This is a genomic window from Amycolatopsis sp. NPDC006131 (assembly GCF_040614175.1).
Classification (GTDB): Bacteria; Actinomycetota; Actinomycetes; order Mycobacteriales; family Pseudonocardiaceae; genus Amycolatopsis_E; species Amycolatopsis_E tucumanensis.
Genome location: NZ_JBEXTX010000059.1, coordinates 17,788 through 40,859 on the forward strand (window position 1 = coordinate 17,788; position 23,072 = coordinate 40,859).

Annotated in this window: 21 protein-coding genes and 1 pseudogene; 4 read left to right on the forward strand and 18 right to left on the reverse strand. The window is 70.2% G+C overall.

Annotated elements, in window-relative coordinates; genetic code table 11:
• Positions 1–20: 20 nt before the first annotated feature.
• The 7 genes from ABZ215_RS26635 to ABZ215_RS26665 all read right to left on the reverse strand — a co-directional run bounded on the left by ABZ215_RS26635 (position 21) and on the right by ABZ215_RS26665 (position 9,686).
• On the reverse strand, positions 21–1,520 hold the full coding sequence (locus tag ABZ215_RS26635; protein WP_354952472.1) for an aldehyde dehydrogenase family protein: 1,500 nt from the start codon (positions 1,518–1,520) through the stop codon (positions 21–23).
• Positions 1,521–1,637: 117 nt separating this feature from the next.
• A complete protein-coding gene (locus ABZ215_RS26640) occupies positions 1,638–3,320 on the reverse strand; it encodes a helix-turn-helix domain-containing protein (protein ID WP_354952474.1) in 1,683 nt (560 codons plus the stop codon).
• A gap of 334 nt (positions 3,321–3,654) precedes the next feature.
• Entirely contained in the window at positions 3,655–4,611 is a 957-nt protein-coding gene (locus tag ABZ215_RS26645) for a PDR/VanB family oxidoreductase (RefSeq protein ID WP_354952475.1), read from the reverse strand.
• An 8-nt stretch (positions 4,612–4,619) separates the two neighbouring features.
• On the reverse strand, positions 4,620–6,581 hold the full coding sequence (locus tag ABZ215_RS26650; protein ID WP_354952477.1) for an acetoacetate--CoA ligase: 1,962 nt from the start codon (positions 6,579–6,581) through the stop codon (positions 4,620–4,622).
• The gene (locus ABZ215_RS26655) at positions 6,557–7,540 is read right to left on the reverse strand and encodes a fumarylacetoacetate hydrolase family protein (RefSeq protein ID WP_354709898.1); all 984 of its coding nucleotides are present in this window, start codon (positions 7,538–7,540) and stop codon (positions 6,557–6,559) included. Before ABZ215_RS26655 ends, ABZ215_RS26650 begins: the two co-directional genes overlap by 25 nt.
• Complete coding sequence (locus tag ABZ215_RS26660; protein ID WP_354952479.1) at positions 7,537–8,481, reverse strand: MBL fold metallo-hydrolase; 945 nt, start codon at positions 8,479–8,481, stop codon at positions 7,537–7,539. Before ABZ215_RS26660 ends, ABZ215_RS26655 begins: the two co-directional genes overlap by 4 nt.
• Entirely contained in the window at positions 8,481–9,686 is a 1,206-nt protein-coding gene (locus ABZ215_RS26665) for a cytochrome P450 (protein ID WP_354952481.1), read from the reverse strand. The genes ABZ215_RS26660 and ABZ215_RS26665 overlap by 1 nt, the downstream gene beginning before the upstream one ends.
• 108 nt (positions 9,687–9,794) lie before the next feature.
• Between ABZ215_RS26665 and ABZ215_RS26670 the strand changes: the two genes are divergently transcribed.
• Positions 9,795–10,412 carry a TetR/AcrR family transcriptional regulator gene (locus ABZ215_RS26670; RefSeq protein WP_354952483.1) on the forward strand — a complete coding sequence of 206 codons (618 nt, stop codon included), beginning with the start codon at positions 9,795–9,797 and terminating at the stop codon, positions 10,410–10,412.
• 797 nt (positions 10,413–11,209) lie between these two features.
• Here the strand turns inward: ABZ215_RS26670 and ABZ215_RS26675 are convergent.
• The gene (locus ABZ215_RS26675; protein ID WP_354952485.1) at positions 11,210–11,371 is read right to left on the reverse strand and encodes a hypothetical protein; all 162 of its coding nucleotides are present in this window, start codon (positions 11,369–11,371) and stop codon (positions 11,210–11,212) included.
• Between the two features lie 170 nt (positions 11,372–11,541).
• Positions 11,542–12,588 carry an amidohydrolase family protein gene (locus ABZ215_RS26680; protein WP_354952487.1) on the reverse strand — a complete coding sequence of 349 codons (1,047 nt, stop codon included), beginning with the start codon at positions 12,586–12,588 and terminating at the stop codon, positions 11,542–11,544.
• A gap of 93 nt (positions 12,589–12,681) precedes the next feature.
• Between ABZ215_RS26680 and ABZ215_RS26685 the strand changes: the two genes are divergently transcribed.
• Positions 12,682–13,413, forward strand: a complete 732-nt coding sequence (locus ABZ215_RS26685) for a TetR/AcrR family transcriptional regulator (protein ID WP_237339056.1) — start codon at positions 12,682–12,684, stop codon at positions 13,411–13,413.
• A gap of 1,145 nt (positions 13,414–14,558) precedes the next feature.
• On the opposite strand, the gene ABZ215_RS26690 is transcribed toward ABZ215_RS26685, so the two are convergent.
• Complete coding sequence (locus ABZ215_RS26690) at positions 14,559–15,404, reverse strand: LysR family transcriptional regulator (protein ID WP_354952489.1); 846 nt, start codon at positions 15,402–15,404, stop codon at positions 14,559–14,561.
• Positions 15,405–15,473: 69 nt separating this feature from the next.
• Between ABZ215_RS26690 and ABZ215_RS26695 the strand changes: the two genes are divergently transcribed.
• Entirely contained in the window at positions 15,474–16,220 is a 747-nt protein-coding gene (locus tag ABZ215_RS26695) for an SDR family oxidoreductase (protein ID WP_354952491.1), read from the forward strand.
• 62 nt (positions 16,221–16,282) lie between these two features.
• On the opposite strand, the gene ABZ215_RS26700 is transcribed toward ABZ215_RS26695, so the two are convergent.
• From ABZ215_RS26700 to ABZ215_RS26735, 8 genes and pseudogenes are all read right to left on the reverse strand, one after another.
• Positions 16,283–16,624, reverse strand: coding sequence for an IS3 family transposase (locus tag ABZ215_RS26700; protein ID WP_308191203.1), 342 nt, complete (start codon positions 16,622–16,624; stop codon positions 16,283–16,285).
• Positions 16,625–16,706: 82 nt separating this feature from the next.
• Positions 16,707–17,006 carry a hypothetical protein gene (locus tag ABZ215_RS26705; protein ID WP_354952493.1) on the reverse strand — a complete coding sequence of 100 codons (300 nt, stop codon included), beginning with the start codon at positions 17,004–17,006 and terminating at the stop codon, positions 16,707–16,709.
• A 90-nt stretch (positions 17,007–17,096) separates the two neighbouring features.
• Positions 17,097–18,482, reverse strand: coding sequence for an MFS transporter (locus tag ABZ215_RS26710; protein WP_354952495.1), 1,386 nt, complete (start codon positions 18,480–18,482; stop codon positions 17,097–17,099).
• Between the two features lie 461 nt (positions 18,483–18,943).
• A complete protein-coding gene (locus tag ABZ215_RS26715) occupies positions 18,944–19,105 on the reverse strand; it encodes a hypothetical protein (protein ID WP_354952497.1) in 162 nt (53 codons plus the stop codon).
• Positions 19,102–19,977 (reverse strand): helix-turn-helix transcriptional regulator, encoded by an 876-nt coding sequence (locus tag ABZ215_RS26720; RefSeq protein WP_237339061.1) that lies wholly within the window; start codon positions 19,975–19,977, stop codon positions 19,102–19,104. The genes ABZ215_RS26715 and ABZ215_RS26720 overlap by 4 nt, the downstream gene beginning before the upstream one ends.
• Positions 19,978–20,063: 86 nt before the next feature.
• A pseudogene (locus tag ABZ215_RS26725) lies at positions 20,064–20,525 on the reverse strand (SDR family NAD(P)-dependent oxidoreductase).
• A gap of 226 nt (positions 20,526–20,751) precedes the next feature.
• Positions 20,752–21,480, reverse strand: a complete 729-nt coding sequence (locus ABZ215_RS26730; RefSeq protein WP_354952499.1) for a CGNR zinc finger domain-containing protein — start codon at positions 21,478–21,480, stop codon at positions 20,752–20,754.
• A 50-nt stretch (positions 21,481–21,530) separates the two neighbouring features.
• Positions 21,531–22,352 carry an IclR family transcriptional regulator C-terminal domain-containing protein gene (locus ABZ215_RS26735; protein WP_020418996.1) on the reverse strand — a complete coding sequence of 274 codons (822 nt, stop codon included), beginning with the start codon at positions 22,350–22,352 and terminating at the stop codon, positions 21,531–21,533.
• A 112-nt stretch (positions 22,353–22,464) separates the two neighbouring features.
• Between ABZ215_RS26735 and ABZ215_RS26740 the strand changes: the two genes are divergently transcribed.
• Positions 22,465–23,007 (forward strand): flavin reductase family protein, encoded by a 543-nt coding sequence (locus ABZ215_RS26740; RefSeq protein ID WP_237339072.1) that lies wholly within the window; start codon positions 22,465–22,467, stop codon positions 23,005–23,007.
• Positions 23,008–23,072 lie beyond the last annotated feature (65 nt).

Here is a 23,072-nt window from a genome sequence, read left to right on the forward strand (position 1 = left end):
CGGAAGTAGTGTGTGCCCGGTCAAAGGGCGATGTTGACGGCCTTGGTCTCGAGGTAGAGCTCGAGGACGCCGGCTCCGAGCTCGCGGCCCCAGCCGGACTGCTTGTAACCGCCGAACGGCAGTGTGGTGTCGAAGCCGTTGTACTGGTTGACCCACACCGACCCCGCGCGGATCTCGCGCGCGGTGCGGTGCGCCTTGGACAAATCGCGCGTCCAGATCCCGGCCGCGAGTCCGTAGACGGTGTCGTTGGCGGCCGCCGTGACGCCGTCGGCCGCGGTGAAGGGCTGAGCCGCGACGACCGGACCGAAGATCTCCTCCTGCACCACGCGGGACTCCGGCCCGACGCCGACCAGGACGGTGGGCGCCACGAAGAACCCGTCCCGGTCGAGCCGGGTGCCGCCGGAGAGGGCACGAGCCCCCTCGGCGAGCCCCTCGTCGACGTAGCCCATCACCTTGTCGCGCTGGTCGGCGGAGATCAGGGGGCCGATCTCAGTGGCCGGATCGAGCCCGGACCCCACGCGCAGACCCGCAGCGATGTCGGCGACCTTCGCGGTGAACTCCTCGAAGATCGTGTCCTCGACGTAGAGGCGTGAGCCCGCGGTGCAGGCTTGGCCGTGGTTGAAGAAGATCGCGTTCGCGGCGCCGGGCACCGCCAGGTCGAGGTCGGCGTCGGCGAAGACCACGTTGGGGCTCTTGCCACCGAGTTCGAGCGAGACACGCTTGAGGTTGCCCGCCGCCGCCCGGACGATCTCCTTGCCCACCTCGGTGGAGCCGGTGAACGCGATCTTGTCGACCCGCTCGTCGCGCACCAGCGCGGCGCCGGCGTCGCCGAACCCGGTCACGATGTTCACCACGCCGTCCGGAAGCCCGGCGTCGGCAAGCAGCTCACCGAGCAGCAGCGCCGACAGCGGGGTCTGCTCGGCGGGCTTGAGCACGACAGTGTTACCCGTGGCCAGCGCCGGCGCGATCTTGAAGACTGCCATCAGGAGGGGAAAGTTCCAGGGCACGATCTGCCCGACCACGCCGACCGGCTCACGCAGCGTGTAGGCGTGGAAAACCCCGCCCGGCGCGAACGGCATCGACACCTGCGGCGTGCTGCCCTCGATCTTGGTCGCCCACCCCGCGTAGTACTCGAGGATCTCGACCGCCCAGGCGATGTCGACGTGCTCGGCGACCGACACCGACTTTCCGTTGTCCAGCGCCTCGATCTGGGCGAACTCGTCGGCCCGCGCGGCCAGTGCCTGAGCAACGCGCCACAGGAGCCGCTGCCGTTCCAGGGGCGTGAAGCGCCGCCAGGGCCCGTCGTCGAACGCGCGCCGGGCCGCGGTCACCGCGCGCGTGACGTCGGCGTCCTCCCCGTGGGCCACCTCCGCGAGCACCCGCCCGGTCGCCGGATCGTGCGTCGTGAACGTCCTGCCCGACACCGCCGCGACCCACTCACCGCCGATCAGCAGCCTCTTCGGTTCCCGTAGAAAGCTGTCCACCCGTGGATGGAGAACCGGCTGGGAGACAACAGTCATCGTTCCACCTCCGCCGTTGGAGCCAGAGCACGGTGTTCCGTGCTCATCCGGACAGGCACGATGCTGTCCGAGGCGGCGCCGGTGGAACCGTTCAAACTTTGCACACCGGCGGGACGCTCACACGCGGATCCGCAGCACCCTGATCCGGTTGTACAGCGTTCCACGGCTGATGCCGAGGTCCTCGGCCGCGCGGGTCTTGTTCCCCTGGTTGCGTTCGAGAGCGGCCAGAATCGCGTCGTGCTCGGACCGTTCCCAGGGAGTAAGGCGAGCCTTGGCGGGGGCGCCGCGGTACTCCCGCGGCAGGTCACCGGCGACGATGTCGCCCGTGCTGCGTTTGGCGGCGACCCGGCGTACGACATGATCGAGCTCCCGCAGGTTGCCGGGCCAGTCCAGCTCCGCGAGGCACGCCAGGGCGGCGGGCGTGAACCGGGCGGACCCGCTCGTCGCCTCGGCGAGCATCGCCCGGGCCAGCGCCGGGATGTCCGCGCGCCGCTCGCGCAGGGGCGGCAGTTCCAGACGTCCGGGGCACCGGAAGGCGAGGTGCCGGTGCCGTGGACCGAGACGATCCACCGGCGGCCCCGTGATCGCCGTCCAGATCCCCTGCGCGACGCACTCCCCGAGCGCCTGCACCACGGTGTCGTCGAGCAGTTCGACACCCTCGACGACGACCAGCGCGCCGGAGGCGGCGGCGCTGCGGACCCGGTGGAGCCAGGTGGACGCGTCGACCGGTTCATGGCCGCCGACGGTCACCACCTCGGCGCCGGTACCGGATGCCAGGCTGTGCGCCGTCCGGGTGCGCCCGGTTCCGGCTTCTCCCGCGATGAAGGTCGCCACGCGCGCCGCGCGGTATCTCGCCAGTTCCCGGTCGAGGACGTCGCGGGCGGTGGCCTGCCTCCGGGGAACCACGGGATGCGACCGGTAGGCGGGGGTGAACCGGATCAGCACGTTTCCGTGCCCGCCCACGGGTTCGAGCGTCAGTCGCAACCGCATCCCGTGCGCCGTCTCGAAGACCACCTCGCGGGACTTCCCGTCCCACCGCGGCCCATGTGCCAGCTCCCGGAGTCGCTCGTGGTCGAGGGCGTCGAAGTGGTCCAGTGCCTGCTGGTTGGCGAGCACCACGCCGTCATCGCCGAGCGCCAGAACCGCCCGTTCGCCACGCCTGGCCACGGCCCGGTTGAACGCGTCGAGGAGACGTCGTTCGGAATCACGGGAGTCGGCCAGCAACGCGCTTTCGATCTGCCGGACGGCCTGCCGAAGAAACGGGCCGAACAGCGGGTTCTCGCCACCTGCCGGCCCGGCGAGGTCGAGGACGCCTTCGAGCCGCCGCGTCGCGGGGTGCACTATCGGGTAGCCATAGCAGCTGTAGCCGCGCAGCGACCGGGCGAAGTGCTCGCCGCCACGCACCGCCACGCCCCGGCGAAGCTCAAACGGTGTGGCGATGGCGTTGGTGCCGGTCGTGTCCTCGGTGAACCGCCTGCCCAGGACGACCCCGGTGTCGTCGAGGATGTCGGCCGTGCGCGAACTGATGCGTCCCCGGTGGACGATCCGGGCGGCGCTGTCGGCCAGGACGGTGAAGTAGGCCGTCTCGCCGAGTTCGGCGGCAACCTGGTCGAGCACGGGCAACGCGGCCCGCAACAGGCGGCTTCGCTGGTCGACGTCCACCGCGTCGAGCCGCTCGAGTGGCAGGTCGGGCCGTACCCCGGACCGCCAGGAGCGGCGCCACGAATCCCGGATCTCGGCTTCCGCCGCGCTCGGCAGCTCGCCGGCCACGGCGGTCGCCTCGAACCCGTCGACGCCCATGTCGACCCCCTTCCGCTGAAGCTGGCACACCTACGATATGAGTGTGGTCGCACCGGCGGTAGCCGATGCCGCCTCCGGGTGGCCTCCTCCGGCGGCCAGCCGGAGGTTCCGGTATCAGCCCGGGTGAACGCGAACGAGAGAGACGCGCATGTGGCCGGTGATCAGGTCGAGGTGGCTCTCCAGCGCGAAGTGTCCACTGTCGAGCAGGTGATCCCGGCGTCCGCAGGTCGCCGCACCAGCAGCGTTGTCCGTCGCGCTGACGTCACCTCCTCGGCCCCAGCAGGGCAGACCTCTCCCAGCTCACCCGAAATGACCAGCACGCACACGAAACTCCCTACAGATCGAGGATCAGGCGGGGCGAGCGGGCGCGGGACACGCAGATCATCATGCATGAGCCCGCCTGGCGTTCCTGATCGGTCAACACCGAGTCGCGGTGGTCGGGGGCGCCGTCGAGGACTGGTGTCTCGCAGACCCCGCAGGTGCCTTCTTCGCAGTTGTAGACGACCGGAATCCCGGCCTCCTCGGCGACCGCGATGATCGAGCGGCCCGGCGGGATCGTGAGCGTCACGCCGGACTGCGCGAATTCCACGTCGAACTCGGTCGTCGGGCCGTCGAGCGCTCCCTCCGCCGGGGAGAACCTCTCCACGTGCAGTGTCCCCTTCGGCCAGGAGGCGCAGTGCGCTTCCACGGCCTTCAGCAGTGGCTCAGGGCCGCAGCAGTAGACAGCCGTGTCCGGGGCGGGCTCGGCGAGCAGGCTCGCCAAATCGAGCAGTCCGTACTCGTCCTGCGGACGCAGGGACACCCGCTCTCCCCCGGTTGCCACGAGTTCTTCGGTGAACGCCATCGATGCGGCGGTGCGCCCGCCGTAGAGCAGCGTCCAGTCCGCACCCGCGCGCCGCGCTGCCTCGATCATCGGGAGCATCGGCGTGATGCCGATGCCGCCGGCCACGAAGACGTAGCGCTTCGCCTCGATCTGCGCGAAGTTGTTGCGCGGCAGGCTCACCAGGATGGTGTCCCCCAACGTCAGTCCGTCGTGGACATACGCTGATCCACCGCGGCTGTCCGGTTCACGAAGGACCGCGACCTGGTAGCGGTCGCGCTCGGTGGGTGAAGAGCACAGTGAGTACTGCCTGATCACCGGCGGTTCGCCCAGGTGCAGGTCGATGTGCGCCCCGGGCTGCCACGCCGGGAGCTCGCCACGGTCCGGCCGACCTAGCGTGAGCAGGACGACTCCGTCGGCCACGGTCTCCTTGCCGAGCACGACCGCTTCGAAGGTCTCGGGAATGGGCATGGCTTTCCTCATCTGGTGCGGCGGCGGTTCTCGCCGGTCTGCCGGTAGAACTCCAGGAGTTCGGGCCGGTCGACGGCGTCCTTCTGGACCGTTCGGGTGAAGCCCCGCAGGATGTTCTTGACCGGGACTTCCAGCTTCTTGCCTGTGCGGGTGTGCGGAATCCCCGGTGCCTCGATCACCTCGTCGGGGACGTGCCGCGGTGACACCCGGTCGCGCACCGCGGCCCGCACCGCGGCAGCGAGTTCCTCGTCGAGGTGCCGTCCGCCGGAGAGAGTGACGAACATCGGCATCCAGTAGCCCCCGTCGGGTTCCTCGATGCCGACCACCAGCGCCTCACCGACCTCGGGAAGGTCCTCGGCCGCCTGGCAGATGTCGGCGCTGCCCATGCGGATGCCGTGCCGGTTGAGCGTGGCGTCCGAGCGGCCGTGCACGATCACCGATCCGCGGCCGGTCACGGTCACCCAGTCGCCATGCCGCCACACCCCGGGGAATTCCTCGAAGTAGGCGCCGCGGTAGCGGCTGCCGTCCGGGTCGTTCCAGAAGCGGAGCGGCATCGACGGCATCGGTGAGGTGACGACCAGCTCCCCCACCGCGTCGGTCAGCGGCTTCCGGTCAGCAGACCAGGCCTGGAGATCGACCCCCAGACAGCGGACGGCGATCTCCCCGGCCCGGATGGGCACCGTGAGCGCGAAGCCGGCGAACCCGCTGACCACGTCCGTCCCGCCGGTGGTGGACCCGACCAGGACCTCCGGGCCGAGTTCCTCGGCCGCCCACTGGTGCAACGGGGCGGTGAGCACGGATCCAGTGCACCCGACCACCCGCAGGGCCGGGAGATCGAAGTCCGCGGCGGGGTGCAGCCCCGCGTCGCGAGAGGCGCTCAGATAGCCGGGGCTCAGCCCGAGGTGCGTGACCCCGCCACGCTCGGCGACCTGCCAGAGCGCGCGCACGGTCGGCGCGCCGTCGAAACAGTGGACGGTCGCTCCCCGGAGCAGCCCGCCCACCCGGAGGTTCCACATCATCCAGTTCAGCGTCGTGTACCAGAAGAACTGGTCCCCTGGCCGGACTTCCAGATGCAGGCTCAGGGTCTTGAGGTGCTCGACGACAACGCCGGCGTGGCTGTGCACGATGCCCTTCGGGGGGCCGGTCGTTCCCGAGGTGAACAGCACCCACAGCGGATGCTCCGCGGGTACCGGCACCGGCTCCACGCGTTGTGCGGGCGGAGAGACGGCCTGCGCCCACGTGAGGGTGGTCCCGTCCGTCGGGTGACCGTCGCCGACGAGCACGGTCGCACGCAGAGTCGGCAATCCCTCCCGCAGCTTCCGCACGTCGGTGGTGCGGTCGATCCACTGCCCCCGATGGTGGTGGCCCGAGGCGGCGATGAGGACAGCCGGGTCCAGCTGGGCGAGGCGGGCTCGGGCGGCGTCCCCGGCCAGGTCTGTGCCGCAGCCGGCCCAGACCGCCCCCACGCTCGCCGTGGCGAGGAAGGCCACGATCGCCTCGGGGCGGTCGGGCAAGTACCCGGCCACCCGGTCGCCCGCCCTGACCCCCAGCCCGGCGAGGGTGGCGGCGAGGCCGCTCACCTGCGCCTCCAGCTCCGCCCAGGTCAGGGTCTGGCTGATCCCGGTTTCGTCGTGACCCACGACCGCCGCGCCGGTGCGCGGGGTCCGGAACACCTGGGCGGCGTAGTTGAGGCGCCCGCCAGGGAACCAGCGAGTTTCCGGCATGGAGGCACCATCGGTGACCGCGTCAGGCGGGGTGTCCCAAGCCACTTCGCAGAACTCGGCCACGGCGCTCCAGAACTCGGCCGTGTCGTCGACCGACCACCGCCACAGCTCCTCGTAGGACGCGCCGGGTGGCGGGCCGCCCCGCCTCCCGGCGAAGCGGGCGAACGCGGTGATCGTCGCCTCGGCGGCCGCCTGGGCTGTCGGTGTCCAGACCTCGGCGCTCACGACGACCCCGCGGTGTTCCACGGGCGCGCACGTCGCCGCTGCCCCACCCGGGCCCTCGGCACGGCCACCGGTTCGGCCCCGGCGACGATCCGGTTCGACACCGAACCGATGCCCTCGGCGACCAGCGTCACGACGTCGCCCGGCCGCAGCGGCGGGGGCTCCTCGCTGTCCGTGTGGGCCCAGTATTCGAGCAGGCAGCCGGCTCCGCAGGTCCCCGAGGCGAGCACGTCACCGGGCACCAGCTCCGCGCCGCGCGAGGCGAACGCGACCATCTCCTCGAACGACCAGGACATGTTGGCCGAGTTGTCCCCGCCCGCGGGCAGCGCGGCGCCGTTGAGCTCCGCGTGCATCTCCAGCGCCAGCCGGCCGTCGCGGCGGTAGGGCGCGAGCTCGTCGGCGGTGACGATCCACGGCCCGAGGGTGTTGGCGAAGTCCTTTCCCTTCACCGGCCCCATGCCGACCGGGACCACCGGCGACATCAGGTCCCGCGCGGACCAGTCGTTGAACAGGGTGTACCCGGCTATGTGCTCGGCCGCCTGCTCCGGGCTCAAGTCCTTGCCGGGCTTACCGATGACGGCGGCCAGCTCCAGCTCGAAGTCCAGCAGCCGGCACCCCGGTGGCACCGCGACCGGGTCGTCGGGTCCCTTCACCGCGTTGGTGTTGGAGAAGTAGAACAGGGGCTGGTCGTACCAGGCGGGGTGGGGCGCCGGCGCGCCGAGCAGCTTCAGGCTGCCTTCCAGGTGCTCCTCGAAGGTGAGGAAGTCCCGCAGCGTCCTGGGCTGCACGGGCGCGAGCAGCCGCACCTCGGACAGTGGGCGGGGCTCGCCCTCCGTGGCGCGCTGGACGAGCTCCGTGCGCTGTGCCGGGGTCGCGGCGAGCAGCTCGCACATGTCGGTGTCCGCGGCGAGCGGCTGCACCTGGTCGCCGTCGACGATGCCCACCCTGGTCGTTCCCTCGATCTGGATTCGCGCGATCTTCATGCCTGCTCTCCGAGTTCGAATGCGGCGATCCGGCTGAACTGCTCCAGCCGGTCCGCGCGCGGCCTGTCCGGATCGAGCTCCTCGTAGACGTTGAGCACATTGGCCGCGATCCGTCCCTGCTCGGACATCGCCGCGAACCGGCCGAGGTCCATCGACGCGACGGCCTGCTCGACGCTGAGCCCTTCCTCGAACCGCTTGGTCGCTTCGACCTCCACGAACGCGAGGTAGTCCCGGACCAGCCGGACGCCGTCCTTGTCGGTGAGCGGGCCGTGCCCGGGCACGATCGCGGTGAGGTCGAGGTCGAGGATCCGGTCGCAGGCGGCGATGCACCGCGAAACCGGTCCCGCCCACACGAGCGGGGCACCACCGACGAAGACGATGTCCCCGGTGTAGACGACCTTCGCGTCCGGCACGTGCACCAGCACATCGCCGGGCGTGTGCGCCGGACCGACCTGAACGAGCCGCACCTGGCGCCCGCCGACGTCGAGGTCGAGCTCGCCGGCGAAGGTGCGGGTGGGCGGGGTCGCGGTGATCCCGGACAGGTCGAAGCGGCCGCCGACTGAGTGGATGAACTGGCCGACGCGGTCCCGGCGGTTGTGCAGGGAGGCCATTTCGGACACCGCGCGCGGAGTCATCAGCTCCGCCGCGGCCTCCGACGCGACGATCTCCACGTCGGGCCCGGCGACCAGCTGGTTGCCGAACCAGTGGTCGCCGTCGGAGTGGGTGTTGACGAGGGTCCGGATCGGATGGCCAACGGTCAGCGGGCGGTAAGCGTCGAGCATCTCCGCGGTGTGCGGGAGGTCGTAGAGCGTGTCCACCAGGAGTGACACCCCCGCGCCGCGCACCAGCCCGGTGTTGCTCTCCCCCCAGCCGCCGTCGGGCAGCAGCCAGGCGTGGCAGCCGCCGCCCAGGTCGTGGGATCCCTTCGAGTAGCCGCTCATCACGCCGCTCCCGGGGCCGGGACCAGCCGCACCGGCAACGAGTCGAACTTGCGCATGGTCTGGCTGGGGGAGCGCACCGGCTCGCCGGTGCGCTCGAACCGAAGCACCCGGCGAGTGAGCTCGGTCAGCATCGACGTGGCCTCGAGCCGCGCCAGCGGCGAACCGAGGCACAGGTGGATCGACGTCCCGAACGACAGGTGCGTGCGGGCGTTCTCCCGGGTCACGTCCAGCCGGTCGGGGTCGGGGAACTGCCGAGGATCGCGGTTCGCCGAGGCAAGTACGGCGCACACCGCGGCACCGGCCGGGATCATGGTTCCGCCGATCTCGGTCTCGGCGCGCGTGCGGCGGTAGAAGACGCGGAAGGGAGCCTCGAAGCGCAGCAGCTCCTCGACCGCGTTCGGGATCAGATCGGGCCGGGCGCGCAGCAGCTCCCACTGGTCGGGGTGCTCGATGAACGCGTCGATCGCGTTGCCCAGCATCGCGCCGGTCGAGTCGATGCCCGCCAGCCAGATGGAGGCGAGGGTCATCAGCCGTTCCGAGCCGTCGGCTTCGAGCCCCCCGTTCGCGCCTCCGGACTCGGTGATCAGCCGGCCGAAGCAGTGCGCCGGCAGGCCGGGAACGCCCACCTCGGTCAGCCAGTTCAGTGCTTCGATCAGCAGCTCGGAGTGGCGCGGGCTCGCCGCCGGTTCCTGCGCGCGGACGACCGCGTCGCTCCAGTCGGCCAGCGTCTGGGCGCTCGGCGGGGTGAGCCCGGTCAGCAGTTCCATGGCCTTGTCGGGCATCGGCTGGGCCACCGCCTGGACGGCGTCGATCTCGCCGAGCGCGACGGCTTTCTCGGCGATCGACTTCGCGGCGGCCTCGATCGCGGGCCGCAGCTGCTCGATCGGGCTCCTGGTGAACGCCGGCTGGACCGCCCGGCGGATGCGGGTGTGCACCGGCGGGTCGTTCTCGATCAGCGGATACCGTTCGAGCCGGTCGCCGACCCCCTCGTAGGTGACGCCGTCGCCGGAGACGAACTCCTTGTGGTTGCGCAGCACACCTGACGCCTCGGTGTAGCCGGGCACCAGCCAGATCTCGCGCTCCGGCTCGAAGAGCACCGGTCCCAGCTCGCGCAGTTTCGCGTAGTGCGCGTACGGATCGAGCAGCGCTTCCGGGTGGTAGAGGTCGAGGTCGCTGGGCCGCATCGAGGACGTTATGTTGGACATGGTCACTCCCTTGTGACGAGTCGTTGCACTCGGGTGCAGTCGTTGTGCGAGGGATGTTTGCACTCGGGTGCAGGCGATGTCAAGCATCAGGAAGGGGCGAGGGCGGCGGTGACCGCAACCGAACAGGGCGCAGCGGGCCGGCGCGCTCCGGCCACCCGTGATCTGCTCTACGAGGCCGCGGCGGCCTTGTTCGTGGAACGTGGCTACGAGGACACCACGATGGCGGACATCGCCCAGCGGGCAGGCACCTCGCGCCGCACGGCGTTCAACCACTTCCCCAGCAAGGGCGACATCCCGATGTTGTGGACGCGGCGGATGGCGGACCGCGCCGTGGAGGTGATCACCGAGGCCACGGAGGAAGCGGTGCCGGAACGGGTCCGCGCCTACTTCCGGCTGATCAGCCGGATGGTGGAGGCGGAGCCCGAGCTGAGCAGGCAGATGATGCTCGGCTGGACCGCGGCGGGCGGCCCCATCCGCTACGAGTCACAGTTGCTGGCCGACCTGACACCTCTGCTCAGAAATGGCCAGGAACGCGGAGAAGTCGATCCGGGGGTGGACGTCGCCGAGGCGGCACGCACCCTCAGCGACGTCTACACGGGAGTGATCTTCCGCTGGGTACGGGACCCGGACACGTCCCGGACGCTGCAGACGGCGGCGGACAGCGCCATCGACCTCGTCCTGTCGGCCATCCGGGCGGGCGGCGGGACGCCGAGCGCGTCGCGGTGAAGGCCGTGGAACAGATCCAGCCCGCCCTGCTCCGCAGTCCGGGCGCATAGCGACAGCGCGAGTGAGGCGGCGATCTTCAGGCTCCGCGTCGCCGCGCTCCAGCTCGTCGACAGCACGGCACGAGCAGGAGACCCGGAGAAGGCGCTCCAGCTGGCGCAGGTTGTGCCCGAGGCACGCGGAGAAGTGCCAGGCCTTCTGGGAAGCCGGGCACCGGCTGCGCCTGGCCGCCACCTCGCTCCAGCTCCACCAGGATCGGGCAGGCGCTGCGCTACCTCGCCGAGGCTCGCGACCTCGCGCCGGACTGGGTGCGGACGCAGCGGTTCGGCGGGGCCGTCATGGCGCGGCTCGTGAAGCGTGCGCCCCGACGCCTCGGCCCGAGCTCACCAGACTCGCAGCGCACTTCGGAGTGGTCGCGGCCGAGCCCCTGACAGGAACGCACCGGCCCGACCGCTGGTGGACTTCGTGTCCGCTGGCAGGTCGGTCTACTCGTCGCGTGTCCCGTCGTAGGCGACACGTAACCGCACCCGGCCGTCGTCGCTGACCGTGAGGTGGATCCCGTCGCGGACCGCTGCCCCCTGGGCCAACACAGTGCCGGACGCGCCCGTCCGCCTACGCCGGCAGGCAGAAGAACAGCGTCGCGACCGTGCTAGTGGTGAGCGCTCGTACCACTACTACCGGCCGGTGGCCCGTCCTCGCCCACGGTGCCTGGTCGCGCGGGTAGGCCACCATGACGTCCGGCTCGATGATCACGCGCCCCGCAGGCGGCTACGCCCGCAGCTCGTCGGCGACGGCCGCGGTCACCACGACTCCCCCGCCTTCGCCGGTGTGCGAAACCGTTGCAGCGCTTCGGTGAGCGCGTCACGGTAGGCGGCGACGTTGCCGGGCTTGATGTCCTCGTGGCCGCGGACGGCGTCCGGCAGGTTCGCGATTTCCACGGCCACGTCGTGGTTTCCGGACACAGCGAGTGTCCCAGCTCGGCCGGCACCTCCCGGTACCCAGCGACCAACGCCCGCTCGGCGCGCCCACCGAGGCGGGCCCGGCTCATGCGCGAGACCGGCATACAGGGTCTCTACCGACGTCGGCGCCGTGGCTGCACCGTCCGCAACCCAGGTGACGCCCCATGCACCCGTCATGCCGGTCGGCGGGGCCGGCGGTCGGCGTTGCGGTGGCCGGTCAGCCGTTCCCAGTTGCCGGATCCTATGGCGGCCTTCTCCTCCTCGGTGAAGGGTGCGTTCTCGAGGAACGACCTGGCGATGCCGCCGCTGGTGTCCAGGTAGGGGAAGCCGCCGGGCCGGGTGCCGAAGGTGTACGGGTAGTCGGTCGAGTAGAGCATGCGGTCGGTTCCGACGACCTCGGCGGTCCAGCGCAGGTAGCGCTCGCTGACCGTACCGCTGCCGGCCACCCAGAAGTTCTGACGGAAGTAGTCGGCCAACGGCCGCTGCAACCTGGCCATCTCCCCCAGGAAGCCGACGTGGTCGAGGTAGAACAGGACGACCTCGCCCCAGTGCCCGGCGATCACTTGCAGCCCGGGGTGACGGTCGAACACCCCGGAGAAAATCATCCGCAGGTACTGCACACCCAGGTCGTAGTACCAGCCGAGCCCGGCGGTCGCCAATGCCGCCCCCACCCCGTTGGGCAGTCCCGAGTAATACGCCTCTTGGACCGCACGCACCGGCGCCTGGGGGTGGAAGTGCAAGGGGACGTGAAGTCGTTCGGCGGCTCCGTAGAGGTCGTCGAACTGCGGCGCGTCGGCCAGTGCGTCGCCGGTGCGGCCATACAGCATCGCACCGCGGAAGCCGAGTCCGGTGACCGCGCGCTCCAACTCTTCGACGGCGGCTTCGGGCGAGGACGTCGGGATGGCGGCGAATGCCTGGAACCGCGAGGGATTGGCGTCGACGATCTCGGCGAGCGCGTCGTTGGCCTCGCGCGCGACGCACACGGCATCGGCCGGCGGGAGGTTCTGCACCCCCGGAGTGGCCAGGGACAGCACCGCGACGTCGATGCCCTGCTCGTCCATGTCGGCCAAGCGTTCATCGCCGACATCGCACAGCCTTCGCGTGACCGGGTGGTCGTCGGGGTAGACGTTCGGCCGGACTCCCGCCGCCGCCCACGCGTCGAGCAGAACGGGCAGGACCACGTGTTCCTCAAGGCCGACGATACGCAGCTTGTCGCTCATGTCAGCAGCTCCTCAACTGGTGTTTCCAACGATACTCGAATCATGGTATCATCGGAAACATCAGTGGAAGCAAGTACTCGATATCATTGACACATGGTTGATGGATCGGAGGACGCACAGGTCGCGGCACGCGAGGTGTCCCGACAGCGGCTTGTCGAGGTGGCGGCGGACCTGCTCGCGCGCGAGGGACGCGAGGCGGTCACCACCAGGGCGGTCGCGGCCGCCGCCGGGGTACAGGCCCCAGCGATCTACCGCCTGTTCGGCGACAAGGACGGGCTGCTCGACGCGGTGGCCGAACACGGCTACGCCACCTTCCTCGCGGCCAAACACGCCGACGCCCGTCCGGAGGATCCCGTCGAGGACCTGCGCACGGGCTGGGACCTCGCCGTCGAGTTCGGGCTCGCCAATCCCGAGCTGTACACGCTGATGTACGGCGAACCCAGGCGCGGCACGGACTCGGCCGCCTTCCGAGCCGGCATGGAGATCCTGCTCGATCGCATCCACCGCCTCGCCAGCAGCGGCCTGCTGCGCGTCGGCGAGGAACTCGCTGCCTCTCTCATCCACGCGACCGCCCGCGGAGCAGTGCTCACCTGGCTATCGCTCCCCGGCGATCAACGCGACCCCGCCCTCCTGACCGCCCTCCGGGAAGCGATGATCACCGCCGTCACCCTCGAGGAACCCGCCGTACGCGACGCAAGCCCCGCCTCTGCCGCCCGGGCGCTGCGTGCCCTTCTGCCCGAACAGACAACGCTCAGCAGTGCGGAGCAACACCTGCTGAGTGAGTGGCTCGACCGCCTGACCGCCGACCACCACAAGGACCGCTGACCCGGCCTCCACGGCCCGCGCGTTTCCGGCGGGGAAGTCCGGCGTAGGACCACAGGGCCAAGAGACACGCTTCACAGCATTCATCGCCCGCCTGCCGCGCCATGTCGCTTGTCGCCGCGCCCAGGTGCCCGATCGGTTAGTGCACCTGAACCGCCAGCTGCGTCAGGTCGAACAGCCGGTCAAGCGGCGCGGGCGGCGCGATGAAAGTCGACTGCCAGATGCGGTAGCGCACCGAGGAGATCGGCCCGGCTGACCCGGGGTGGCCACAAGCTCGCCGATCTCACTCGCGAACAGGACGACGTTCCCGGGCAGGCAAGGGCGGGTGATCCCAGCGACCCGTTCGTGCAGGAGCTCCGGCACCGTCACAACCGCAGCCATTGGCGCTGCTCTACGCGGTCATGGCTGGCGACGTCATCCGCGGTGTCGAGCGCAGTCAGGAAGGACTCCCGCCGGTTCGGGCGGAGCCGCCCCAGGGGCTTGAACGAACACACCGTCAAGGAAGGTGTGAGTCAGCCGCGTACACCAGGCTGGGGACTCGGGTCAGCTCCCTCCTCGGCCACCGGTACTAAACGGGCGGGACGGATGGAGACATCCACCGCTCGTTCTTCATGCAGCGACCGCACATACCTCCCGCGCCGGACCGGCAGACCGACACAACCTGACGGCAGTTCCTGCGCAGGCCTCGACGAGGCTGGCCTTCGACTTCTTCCCCGTCGACCGCGCGCTCACCCTGAAGCGGATCTACGTGTTGTTCGTGTTGGAGGTCGGCAGCCGTTACATCCACATCCTCGGTACAGCCGCCCATCCGGATGGGCGTGTGGACCACACAACAGGTCCGCAACCCGGTGATGGATCTGGGGGGAGCGGGTCGGCGAGTTCCGGTTTCTTGTCCGTGACCGGGCTCGCCAATTCGCGGCCTCGTTCGATGCCGTCCTGGCTGACGTGGAAATCAAGGCGGTCAAGTTCCCCCGCCGTGTCCACGAGCGACTGCTACGCCGACGGTTCGTGCTCACCTTCAAATCCGAACCTCAGCCTCCAGCTGATCAGGCGACATCGGCTCCTTGGAGGCCTGATGATCGAGTACGAGCGAGCCGCGTAAAGCTGCTGGTCAGCGCTGGTAGCTGGCGTATTCCGGCCGTAACCTGTCAGACCTGTTCCAGCTCGGTCTTGACGGAGGTCGCGGCGCGGATGAAGGCGGCGACCTGGCGGGAGGTGGACTCCCGGTGCCAAGCGATCACGAGGGTGGCCTGCTCGGCGTCGAAGACAGGACGACTGACCGTACCGGGTGGCAGACGATCACGGATCGATTCCGGGAGCACCGCGACCATCCGCCCGAGCCGGACAAGCTGCAGCAGTTGGTCGGTGTCGGTGACGAGGTGGCCGGTCACCTCGGGGCGAGACTCCGGCCATCGGGGCTGGGTTCCGCCGCGCAGGTCGGCCATCGACACCTCGGTGCGGGCGGTCAGGGGGTGGCCGTCCGGAAGCACCACGACCTGGCCTTCGACGTGGAGGTCGTCGCTGTCCAGGCCGCTCAGATCGTTCTGCGGCCGGTGCAGCAGTGCGAGGTCGGCGCGGCCGTCGCGGACCATCGCGGCGCGTTCGCCGACACTGAAGGCGAGATCGACCGGAACGGCGTCGGGGGTGGCAGCGTAGCGGTCCAGGATCGGCTGCAACAGGTCGGCGTCGCTGCCGGGTTTGAGCGCCAGGACCAGCCGCGGAGTGGTTGCCGCCGCCCTTCGCGCACGGCGCACCGCGGCGGCCACAGCATCCAGTGCGACGCGTCCCTCGGCCAAGAACACCTCCCCGGCCGCCGTGAGCTGCACCCCGCGACTGGTGCGGTCCAGCAGGGTGAGCCCCATCCGTTGTTCGAGCAGGCGGATCGCCCGGGACAGGGGTGGCTGGGCGATGCCCAGCCGCTGGGCAGCCCGCCCGAAGTGCAGTTCCTCGGCGACCGCGATGAAGTAGCGCAGTTCCCGGGTCTGGACGTCCATACAAGGAGGGTATCGAGCGAGATCAGTCCGGTCCTGGCCTAGGGGAACGACAGGTGATTCGCTGATCGTATGAGTGATGACGCGACGATTGCCCTGGTGACGGGGGCGAACAAGGGGATCGGGCGGGCCGTCGCGGGCCAGCTCGCGAGGCTCGGGATGACGGTGGTAGTTGGTGCCCGAGACCTGGAGAAGGGCGCCGAGGCGGTGGCCGAGATCAGCGCGGCGGGTGGTATCGCGCACCCGATCGGCCTCGACGTGACGGACCAACGCGGGGTGAGCGCGGCGGCCGAGCAGATCGCCGAGCGGTTCGGCCGTCTGGACGTCCTGGTCAACAACGCCGGCATCGCCGGCGACCTCGGGGCGCAGGCGCCGGGCTCCGCGCACCTCGACGGGGTGCGGGCGGTGTTCGAGACGAACCTGTTCGGTGTCGTCACCGTGATCGAGGCGATGCTCCCGCTGCTGCGCCGTTCGTCCGCGGCACGGATCGTGAACGTCTCCAGCGGCACCTCGTCGATGACGTGGACGACCGATGCCACCCACTACCTGAGTCGGATGCCGGGTTCGCTGGGCTATCCGGTGTCGAAGGCGGCACTGAACATGCTCACGGTGCAGTACGCAAAAGCGCTGTCACGCGAAGGGATCCTGGTGAACGCGGTCGCGCCTGGTGCGTGTGACACGGACTTCGCCAAGGGCCTGCCGTTCCAGTTGACTCGGACCGCAGCCGAGGGCGCTGCGATCGTGGTGCGGCTGGCCACGCTCGGGCGAGAGTGTCCCACGGGCGGCTTCTTCGACGACAACGGCAGGGTGCCTTGGTGAGGGGGCCGGAAGGCAGGACGACGGGTGCGCTGAGGGACAGGGCAGCGCTGGTCACCGGTGGCTCACGCGGAATCGGCGCGGCGGTCGTGCGACGGCTCGCATCGACGGGGCAGCGGTGGCCATCGACTACCGGCCCCAGGCCGACGCGGCGAACGGCTCACTGCCGAGATCAACACCGCTGGTGACAACGCGATCACCTGTCGTCTCGACCTTGAAGGTGCGTGGGCTGATGCCCTCGGCCCGACCCCGGCCATGATGTTGGCGACGGTCTTCGCCGTGACCACCTCGCCCTGGTCACGCGGTTCGGCGGTGATGCGCGGCGACCCGTAGGTGCCGTGCGAGTCCCGGTGCGCCTGGGTGATCTTCACCTCCAGGTCGGCGCGGCGTTGCAGCAGCCGCGCCATGCGCAGCACCGAGAAGCGTGTGCGCTTCGGTGAGGTGGCGCCGGCGCTCCCGGCGAACTCGCCGGGACCGGCGTATTGCCCATCAAAGCGAACCGGCGTGACGCTGTGCAGGTGCTCCCCGCAGGCTCGTCCGAAGCTCTGTTCGTATTCCAGGGTGGGAGACCAGGTGCAGGCCGAGCCGGCGGTAGACCTCCGCTTTGTCCGCCGGGTCGGCGTTGATCAGTGTCTGGCGGACGTCGCCCAGACCATCCGCGAGCCGGCGGATTTCGTCCCTGGTCAGCAGCAACCCGAGCGTCATGGTCCGGCCACTGCGGAGGCGCCGGGCGGCGGCATTCGCCCGGTAGCCGACTTTTTCGGCGGAGCGCGGGTCGTTGCGCAGCACCCGCGATTCCCGGCTGGCGTCCACCCTCGCTATCCGCGCGACGTCGGCTGGCGCAGCACCTCCTCGGTCGTGTCGCCTCCCGTCGAGCGGCTACCTCACCGACAGCACCTTCGAGAGCGTATCCGCGGCCGGGACACGTTCAGCCCGCAGCGACAAGAGCGCGGAGCCGAACAGCAGCGCGGCGATGAGGATCGACACCGCGGTGATGGCGGCGGTCGATCCATACGTGCCGGCAGCGGTGTAGAAGAGACCGCCGACGATCGCGACCGACAAGGCGGCGCTGATCTGCAGGGTCGCGTTGACCAGGCCGCTGGCCAGCCCGGCGAACGCGCGAGGGATGTGGGTGACCGTGAGGCGGATCAGCGCGGGCAGAGCGAGCCCTTGGCCGAAGCCGATGAGCGCCAAGGGTGCGGCGGTCCACGCCGTGTGCTCGAATGCGGCGGCGAGCCCGGCGAAGGCGAGGAAGCCTATGGTCTCCAGGCACAGGCCGAGCGCGGCGATCCGGCGCCCCATCACCCGCACGAGGTACGGCACGGTCAGCGGGCCGATGAGGAAACCGATGCCCAGCGGGAGGATGTCCAGGCTCGCCTGCAACGGCGTGCGACCGACCGTCTGCTCGTGTTCGGAAAAGATGAGGAAGAACGCGGCGATCGAGTAGAACAGGGCGACCGCCACGAGCGCGATCCGCACTCCGGGCGCGGTGGCCGCTCCGGGTGGCACCAGGGGCATCACGCGACCACCGCGCCGGTCGCCGCCGAGCGAGGACTCGTAACGCCAAAACCTACGCAGCAGGACGACGGCGGCGACGACCAGGACGAAGCACCACCAAGGCCAGTCCAGCGCGCGCCCCTCGACCAAGGGGATGACGATCCCGGCAAGACCTCCGAAGAGCAGGACGGCGCCGACCCAGTCGAGCCTTTCCACGCCCCGGGTGTGCGGGTCGCGCAGGAACAGGCTGCCCAGCAGAGCCAGCGCCGCGACGGGCAGGTTGATGAGGAAGATCGCTCGCCAGCCCAGCCCCCAGACATCGGCGGTGACGAGGAGGCCGCCAAGGGACTGGCCGATGACCGCGGCGAGGCCAAGGGTCGCACCGTGGAAGCCGAGGGCGATCGTCTGGTCACGGCCGTCGAGGCTCGCGCGAATGAGGGCCAGCGACTGCGGCGCCATCAGCGCGGCCGTCAGACCTTGCAGGATGCGCCCGGCGAGGAGCAGCCAGGGCGCGCCGGCCGAACCGCAGATCAGCGAGGCCAGGGCGAACCCGACGATTCCGATGAGGAAAGCGCGCCGCCGCCCGTACAGATCGCCGAACCGGCCGCCGAGGGTGAGCGTCACGGCATAGGTGGCGGCGTAACCGGCCACGATCTGCTGGCCCAGGATGTCACCGCCACCGAGGTCGTCTTGAATCGACGGGATGGCGAGGTTGACGATGAAGAAGTCCAGTGGCGGCAGCAGCGTGCCGGCCAGCAGTGTGACCACGCCTACCCAAGTCCGGGCCGGCGTTTTCGGTGTTGAACTCATTGCTTGGTCCCGCCTTCGGCAACGTTGGAAGAGACACCGCGGAGCCGGGTTGCTCGGTAGGTCACGAAGACGGTTTCCATGAATTCCCTTTCCGGTTCTTATCCCCGCGGCCAGGCAGGCGGCCCACGAAATCGAGCAGCGAAAGACAGGAGATTGGGGTTGCTCCGGCGGAGCGAGGTGTCCGCGACCTTGGCCGTGCCGGGAACAGGCAGGCCGACGTCGGAGTGGTGCAGCATCCAGGCCAGCGCCACATTGGACGGTGGCGCGTCGTGCACCGCGGCGATGGGGCGCGCCGGCTGCCCGGCGGTGACGGAAGTCCACGGGATGAACCCGATGTCGTGCCGAGTGCAGTAGACCAGGACGTCGGCGGAGCTTCGGTCAGCGGTTGTACCGGTTCAGGACCGTGGCGAGGTCGGTGATCAGCCGCGCCTGCCGGCGGAGGTACTCGGGGCGACCGGCCGGTCTTCGGGCTCGCCCCGGAATCCGAGCCCGGTCAGCCGCATGGCGCCGAAGCCCAGGCGACCGACCTTCTTCCCGGTGATCCCGTAGGTGCCCACGCTGTCCGCGGCACAGGCGGTCATGATCGGGTGTCACCGTTCTCCAGGACCTCGTCCTGGTCGGCGTTGTCGGCGGTGGCTGCCTGCTCGGCCAGACGGCGCAGGAGGACCAGCCCGTCGTGGCTCGCGCTACCGGGTTCGGCGCTGTAAACGGACAGGTGCTGCCCGGGCGCGCTGGCGACGGCCAGCGTCTCGAAGTGCAGCCTCAGCTCCCCCACCTGTGGATGCAGGAAATGCTTCACCTCGCGGGTCCGCGGACGCACTTCGTAGCGGGCCCACAGGTTCGCGAACGCCGGGCTGCGCAAGGTCAGTTCGCCGACGACCCGCTCGATGTGCTCGTCCGCGGGGAACTGCGACGACGATGCCCGCAGGTTGCTCACCGCCAACCGCGACGCCGCGTCCCAGTCGCCGTAAAAGGACCTCGCGTACGGGTCGAGGAAGATCATGCGCAGCAAGTTGTCGTACCGGGCGAACCCGCGGTAGAGCTCCCTGGCCATGGCGTTGGCGGCGAGGATGTCCTGCGCCGCGCCGACCAGGAAAGCGGGCACGTCCGGCATGCCGTCCATCAGCCGGACGAGTTCCGGAGCGACCGTCAGCGAGGTGACTGAACTCGCCCCGAACACCGGAAGGGCGAGCCGGAACAGGTGCGCCGCGGCGGCGTCATCCAGTCGCAGCGCGCTGGCGATCGACCGCAGCACCTGGTCGGACGGATGCCGTTCCCGGCCCTGCTCGAGCCGGATGTAGTAGTCCGTGCTCACGCCGGCGAGCAACGCCACTTCGTCGCGCCGGAGCCCCGGGACCCGCCGCGGGCCGTCGTCGGGCAGACCGACCTCCTGCGCCCGGAGGAGCGCCCGTCGAGCACGCAGGTAGTCACCGAGCTTGTTCTCACTGTCCACGCCGCCGACAGTAATGTCGGCCGGCTCCCGGAGCGTGGGTGCAGCACACCCATGCAGGCCTGGCCGGCGCTCCGGCATCGCGGCGGTCAATCCTGCTGCTCCGTCGGCCGGACCAGGACCTCGTTGACGGCGACGCGGCGGGGCCTGGTCAGGATGAAGGCGATCACGTCCGCCACATCCGCCGGACGTAGCCGCTCCATCGTCGAGTGGCGCTCGTACATGCGCTCCTGAACGTCGCCGCGGTTCTGGAGGGGCAGCAGGTGCGGGGCAGCCGCGTGCGCGGTGTACGTGAGCCCGAGGGTGTTGAGCTCGATCATCCGGCGCCAGTTGGTCGTGTCCGCGCCGGTGATCGGTCCGAGGATCATGACGCCCGCGTTGGCCACCACGGTGTCGAGACGGCCGTACGCCTCAACGGCGCGGGCGACGGCTGAGTGAGCTTGTTCCTAGTCCGTGATGTCGGCGCGCACGGCGAGAGCCTGGCCACCAGTGGTGGCGATCTTGTCGACCAGCGCGTCGAGGCGGTCCATTCGACGAGCCACCACGGTCACCCGTGCGCCGAGAGCGGCCAGCGCCAGCGCGGTTCCCCACCCGATCAGAGATCAAACAGCTGCTTGAGCACGTGAAGATCAACGTCGTTCCGCGGCGCAAGGCTCGCGGCGGACGGCGAGGCAGCGTGGGCCGAGCGCTGACGCCGCCAGCAAATCGGGTCCGCCTGTCCGTGGCGTTCCGGCACACGGAACATCGCCCGGCACGCGTCGCCGTGGGCGACGAGGGTCAGCCGGCATGATCAGCGATCGCCTGGACACGGAACTCCGGCGCCTGCCGTGCCGGGACTCCACGCGCGCTTTGCCGGCTCCGGTAGGCCGTGACGCTGGCCCGGTGTGCGCAGGTTCGTGTGCAGGATTGCTTCGACCCATTGCGCGAGAGGTCCGCGAAAGTGGCCCGGCAGGCCGGCCCGGCACAGACGCCGAGGCGAGCCGGACCGAGTGTGGCGATCACGGAGGCGAGTGCGCTGAGTGTGGTCGCGGCCAGGTGCGCCGAGCAGCGGTCGGTGTCGGAGGTGATCTCGGTCCGCCAACGGTCGTGATCGTGGCGCAGCGCCGGGGTGGCTCGGCTGCGGCGCAGACCGTCGTTGATCAGGGCCGCGGCTTCGACCGCGTCCGTGTTCGCTCGTTCGAGCACGGCTCGCACCGTCTCACGCAACGCACGGACCTCCGCCAGATCGGCGCGGGTGAGACGCCACCGCCGGCCGGCTCCGTGACCCGCGGGCTCGGCCAGTGCGGCCGGGGGATGCTCGTCGAGGAAGTCCCGCAGCTGCTCCACGGTCTCGAGCTCGTCCTCTCCCTTGATCGGCTTCAAGGTGTTGGCAAGATCGACGGCCGTCTGGACAGCCGATGGGTTGTAACACGCGTCAAGCATTTGACGTGTCTCCTCGCCGCCACCGGGGTGGCGATCAACCGCGGTGAAACGCTCGTTGATCGACGCTTCAGGCGGCGGCACCATGCGGTGGCGGTGGGCCCGTCGCGCGCCTCGTACTCCCGGCTCCGAGACCGTCAGAAGAAGCCTTCGTGTCCTTTTCGGACCATCGGCCCGGACGTGACGCCCTGGCGGTGACCGAAGTCGGCGCTGATGCGGTCCGCCGTTTTGACCAGGAGCGGCACCACGTCGGCCCGCAGTTGCTCCACACTGGAGCGTCCGCTGGACGTCGAGGAGGCCAGGGCGGCCACCACGGCCCCTGAGGAGTCCCGCACCGGCGCGGCGGCCGAGAGCAGGCCCTTCTCCAGTTCCTCCGAGACCACCGAATAGCCGAGCGACCGGACGTCGCGCAGCCGGCGCCGGAACTCGTCCGGGTCGGTGACCGTGTGCTCGGTGTGGGCCTCCAGTCCGGCGGCGATGACGTGGTCGACCACCTCGTCCGGCGCCCACGCCAGCAGCACGCGGCCCATCGACGTCGAGTGCGCCGGCACGCGCGTCCCGATCGACACGTTGATGCTCATGATCCGCCGCACCGGCACGCGGGCCACGTAGACGGCCTCGGTGCCGTCGAGCGCGGCCAGCGACGCCGACTCGCCGGTCTGCTCGGCGAGCCGGAGCAGGTGCGGCTGCGCGATCTCGATCATCCCGTGCGAGGCGGAGTAGTGCTGCCCGATGCTGAGCACCCGCGGCGTCAGCGTCCAGCGCCCGCCCTCGCCGTGCACGAAGCCGAGGTGCTGCAGGGTCAGCAGGATCCGCCGCACCGCCGGGCGCGACAGCTCCGTCGCGGACGCCAGCTCGGCGAGCGTGGGATTGGGCCGCTCGGCGTCGAAGGCCTGCAGCACCGCGAAGCCCCGCTCGAGGCTCTGGATGAGATCGCGCGGATTCCCCTCGGTGGTCATGGCCGCCATCTTCCCGCATGCGAGGTATTGACTCGCTCACCCACCGGCGGGCACCCTTCTCGTGAACGCAAAGCGGACAGCTAGTACGCATAGCGTACAGGAGGTGTCGACGATGACGCTCGATCAGCGGCAGCTGCGCACCGGCTTCGGCCGGTTCGCCACCGGTGTCACGGTGGTGACCTGCCAGAACAGCGCCGGGGAACCCCACGGCGCGACCGTGAACGCGTTCACCGCGGTCTCGCTCGAGCCCGCGCTCTGCCAGGTCACGCTGACGCGCACCGCCAAGGCGTGCGGCTACCTGGCCGAGTCCCCCTTCGCGGTGAACATCCTCGCCGCGGACCAGCTGGACACGGCGATGCACTTCGCAGGCCGCCCGCAGGACCCGGGGCCCCGCTGGGGCGCCGGCCCGACGGCGCCGGTGCTGCTGGGCAACGCCGCGACGATCTCGTGCCTGCCGTGGCGCACCTACGACGGCGGCGACCACCTGATCGTGCTCGGCGAGGTCGTCGACCTCGAGATCACCGACGCCGAGCCGCTGCTGTTCTACTCGGGCCGCTTCCGCGAACTCGGCCCCGCCGACGACGGCTCGCACTGGGCCGTCTCACTCGACTGCCCCGAGATCGGCTGGTTCCCGGCCGCTCCCGCGGCCGTCTGATCCCGCCAACCACAACGATCCCGTTCAACGACGAAGGGACCACACCCGTGGCGATCCACCAGCCC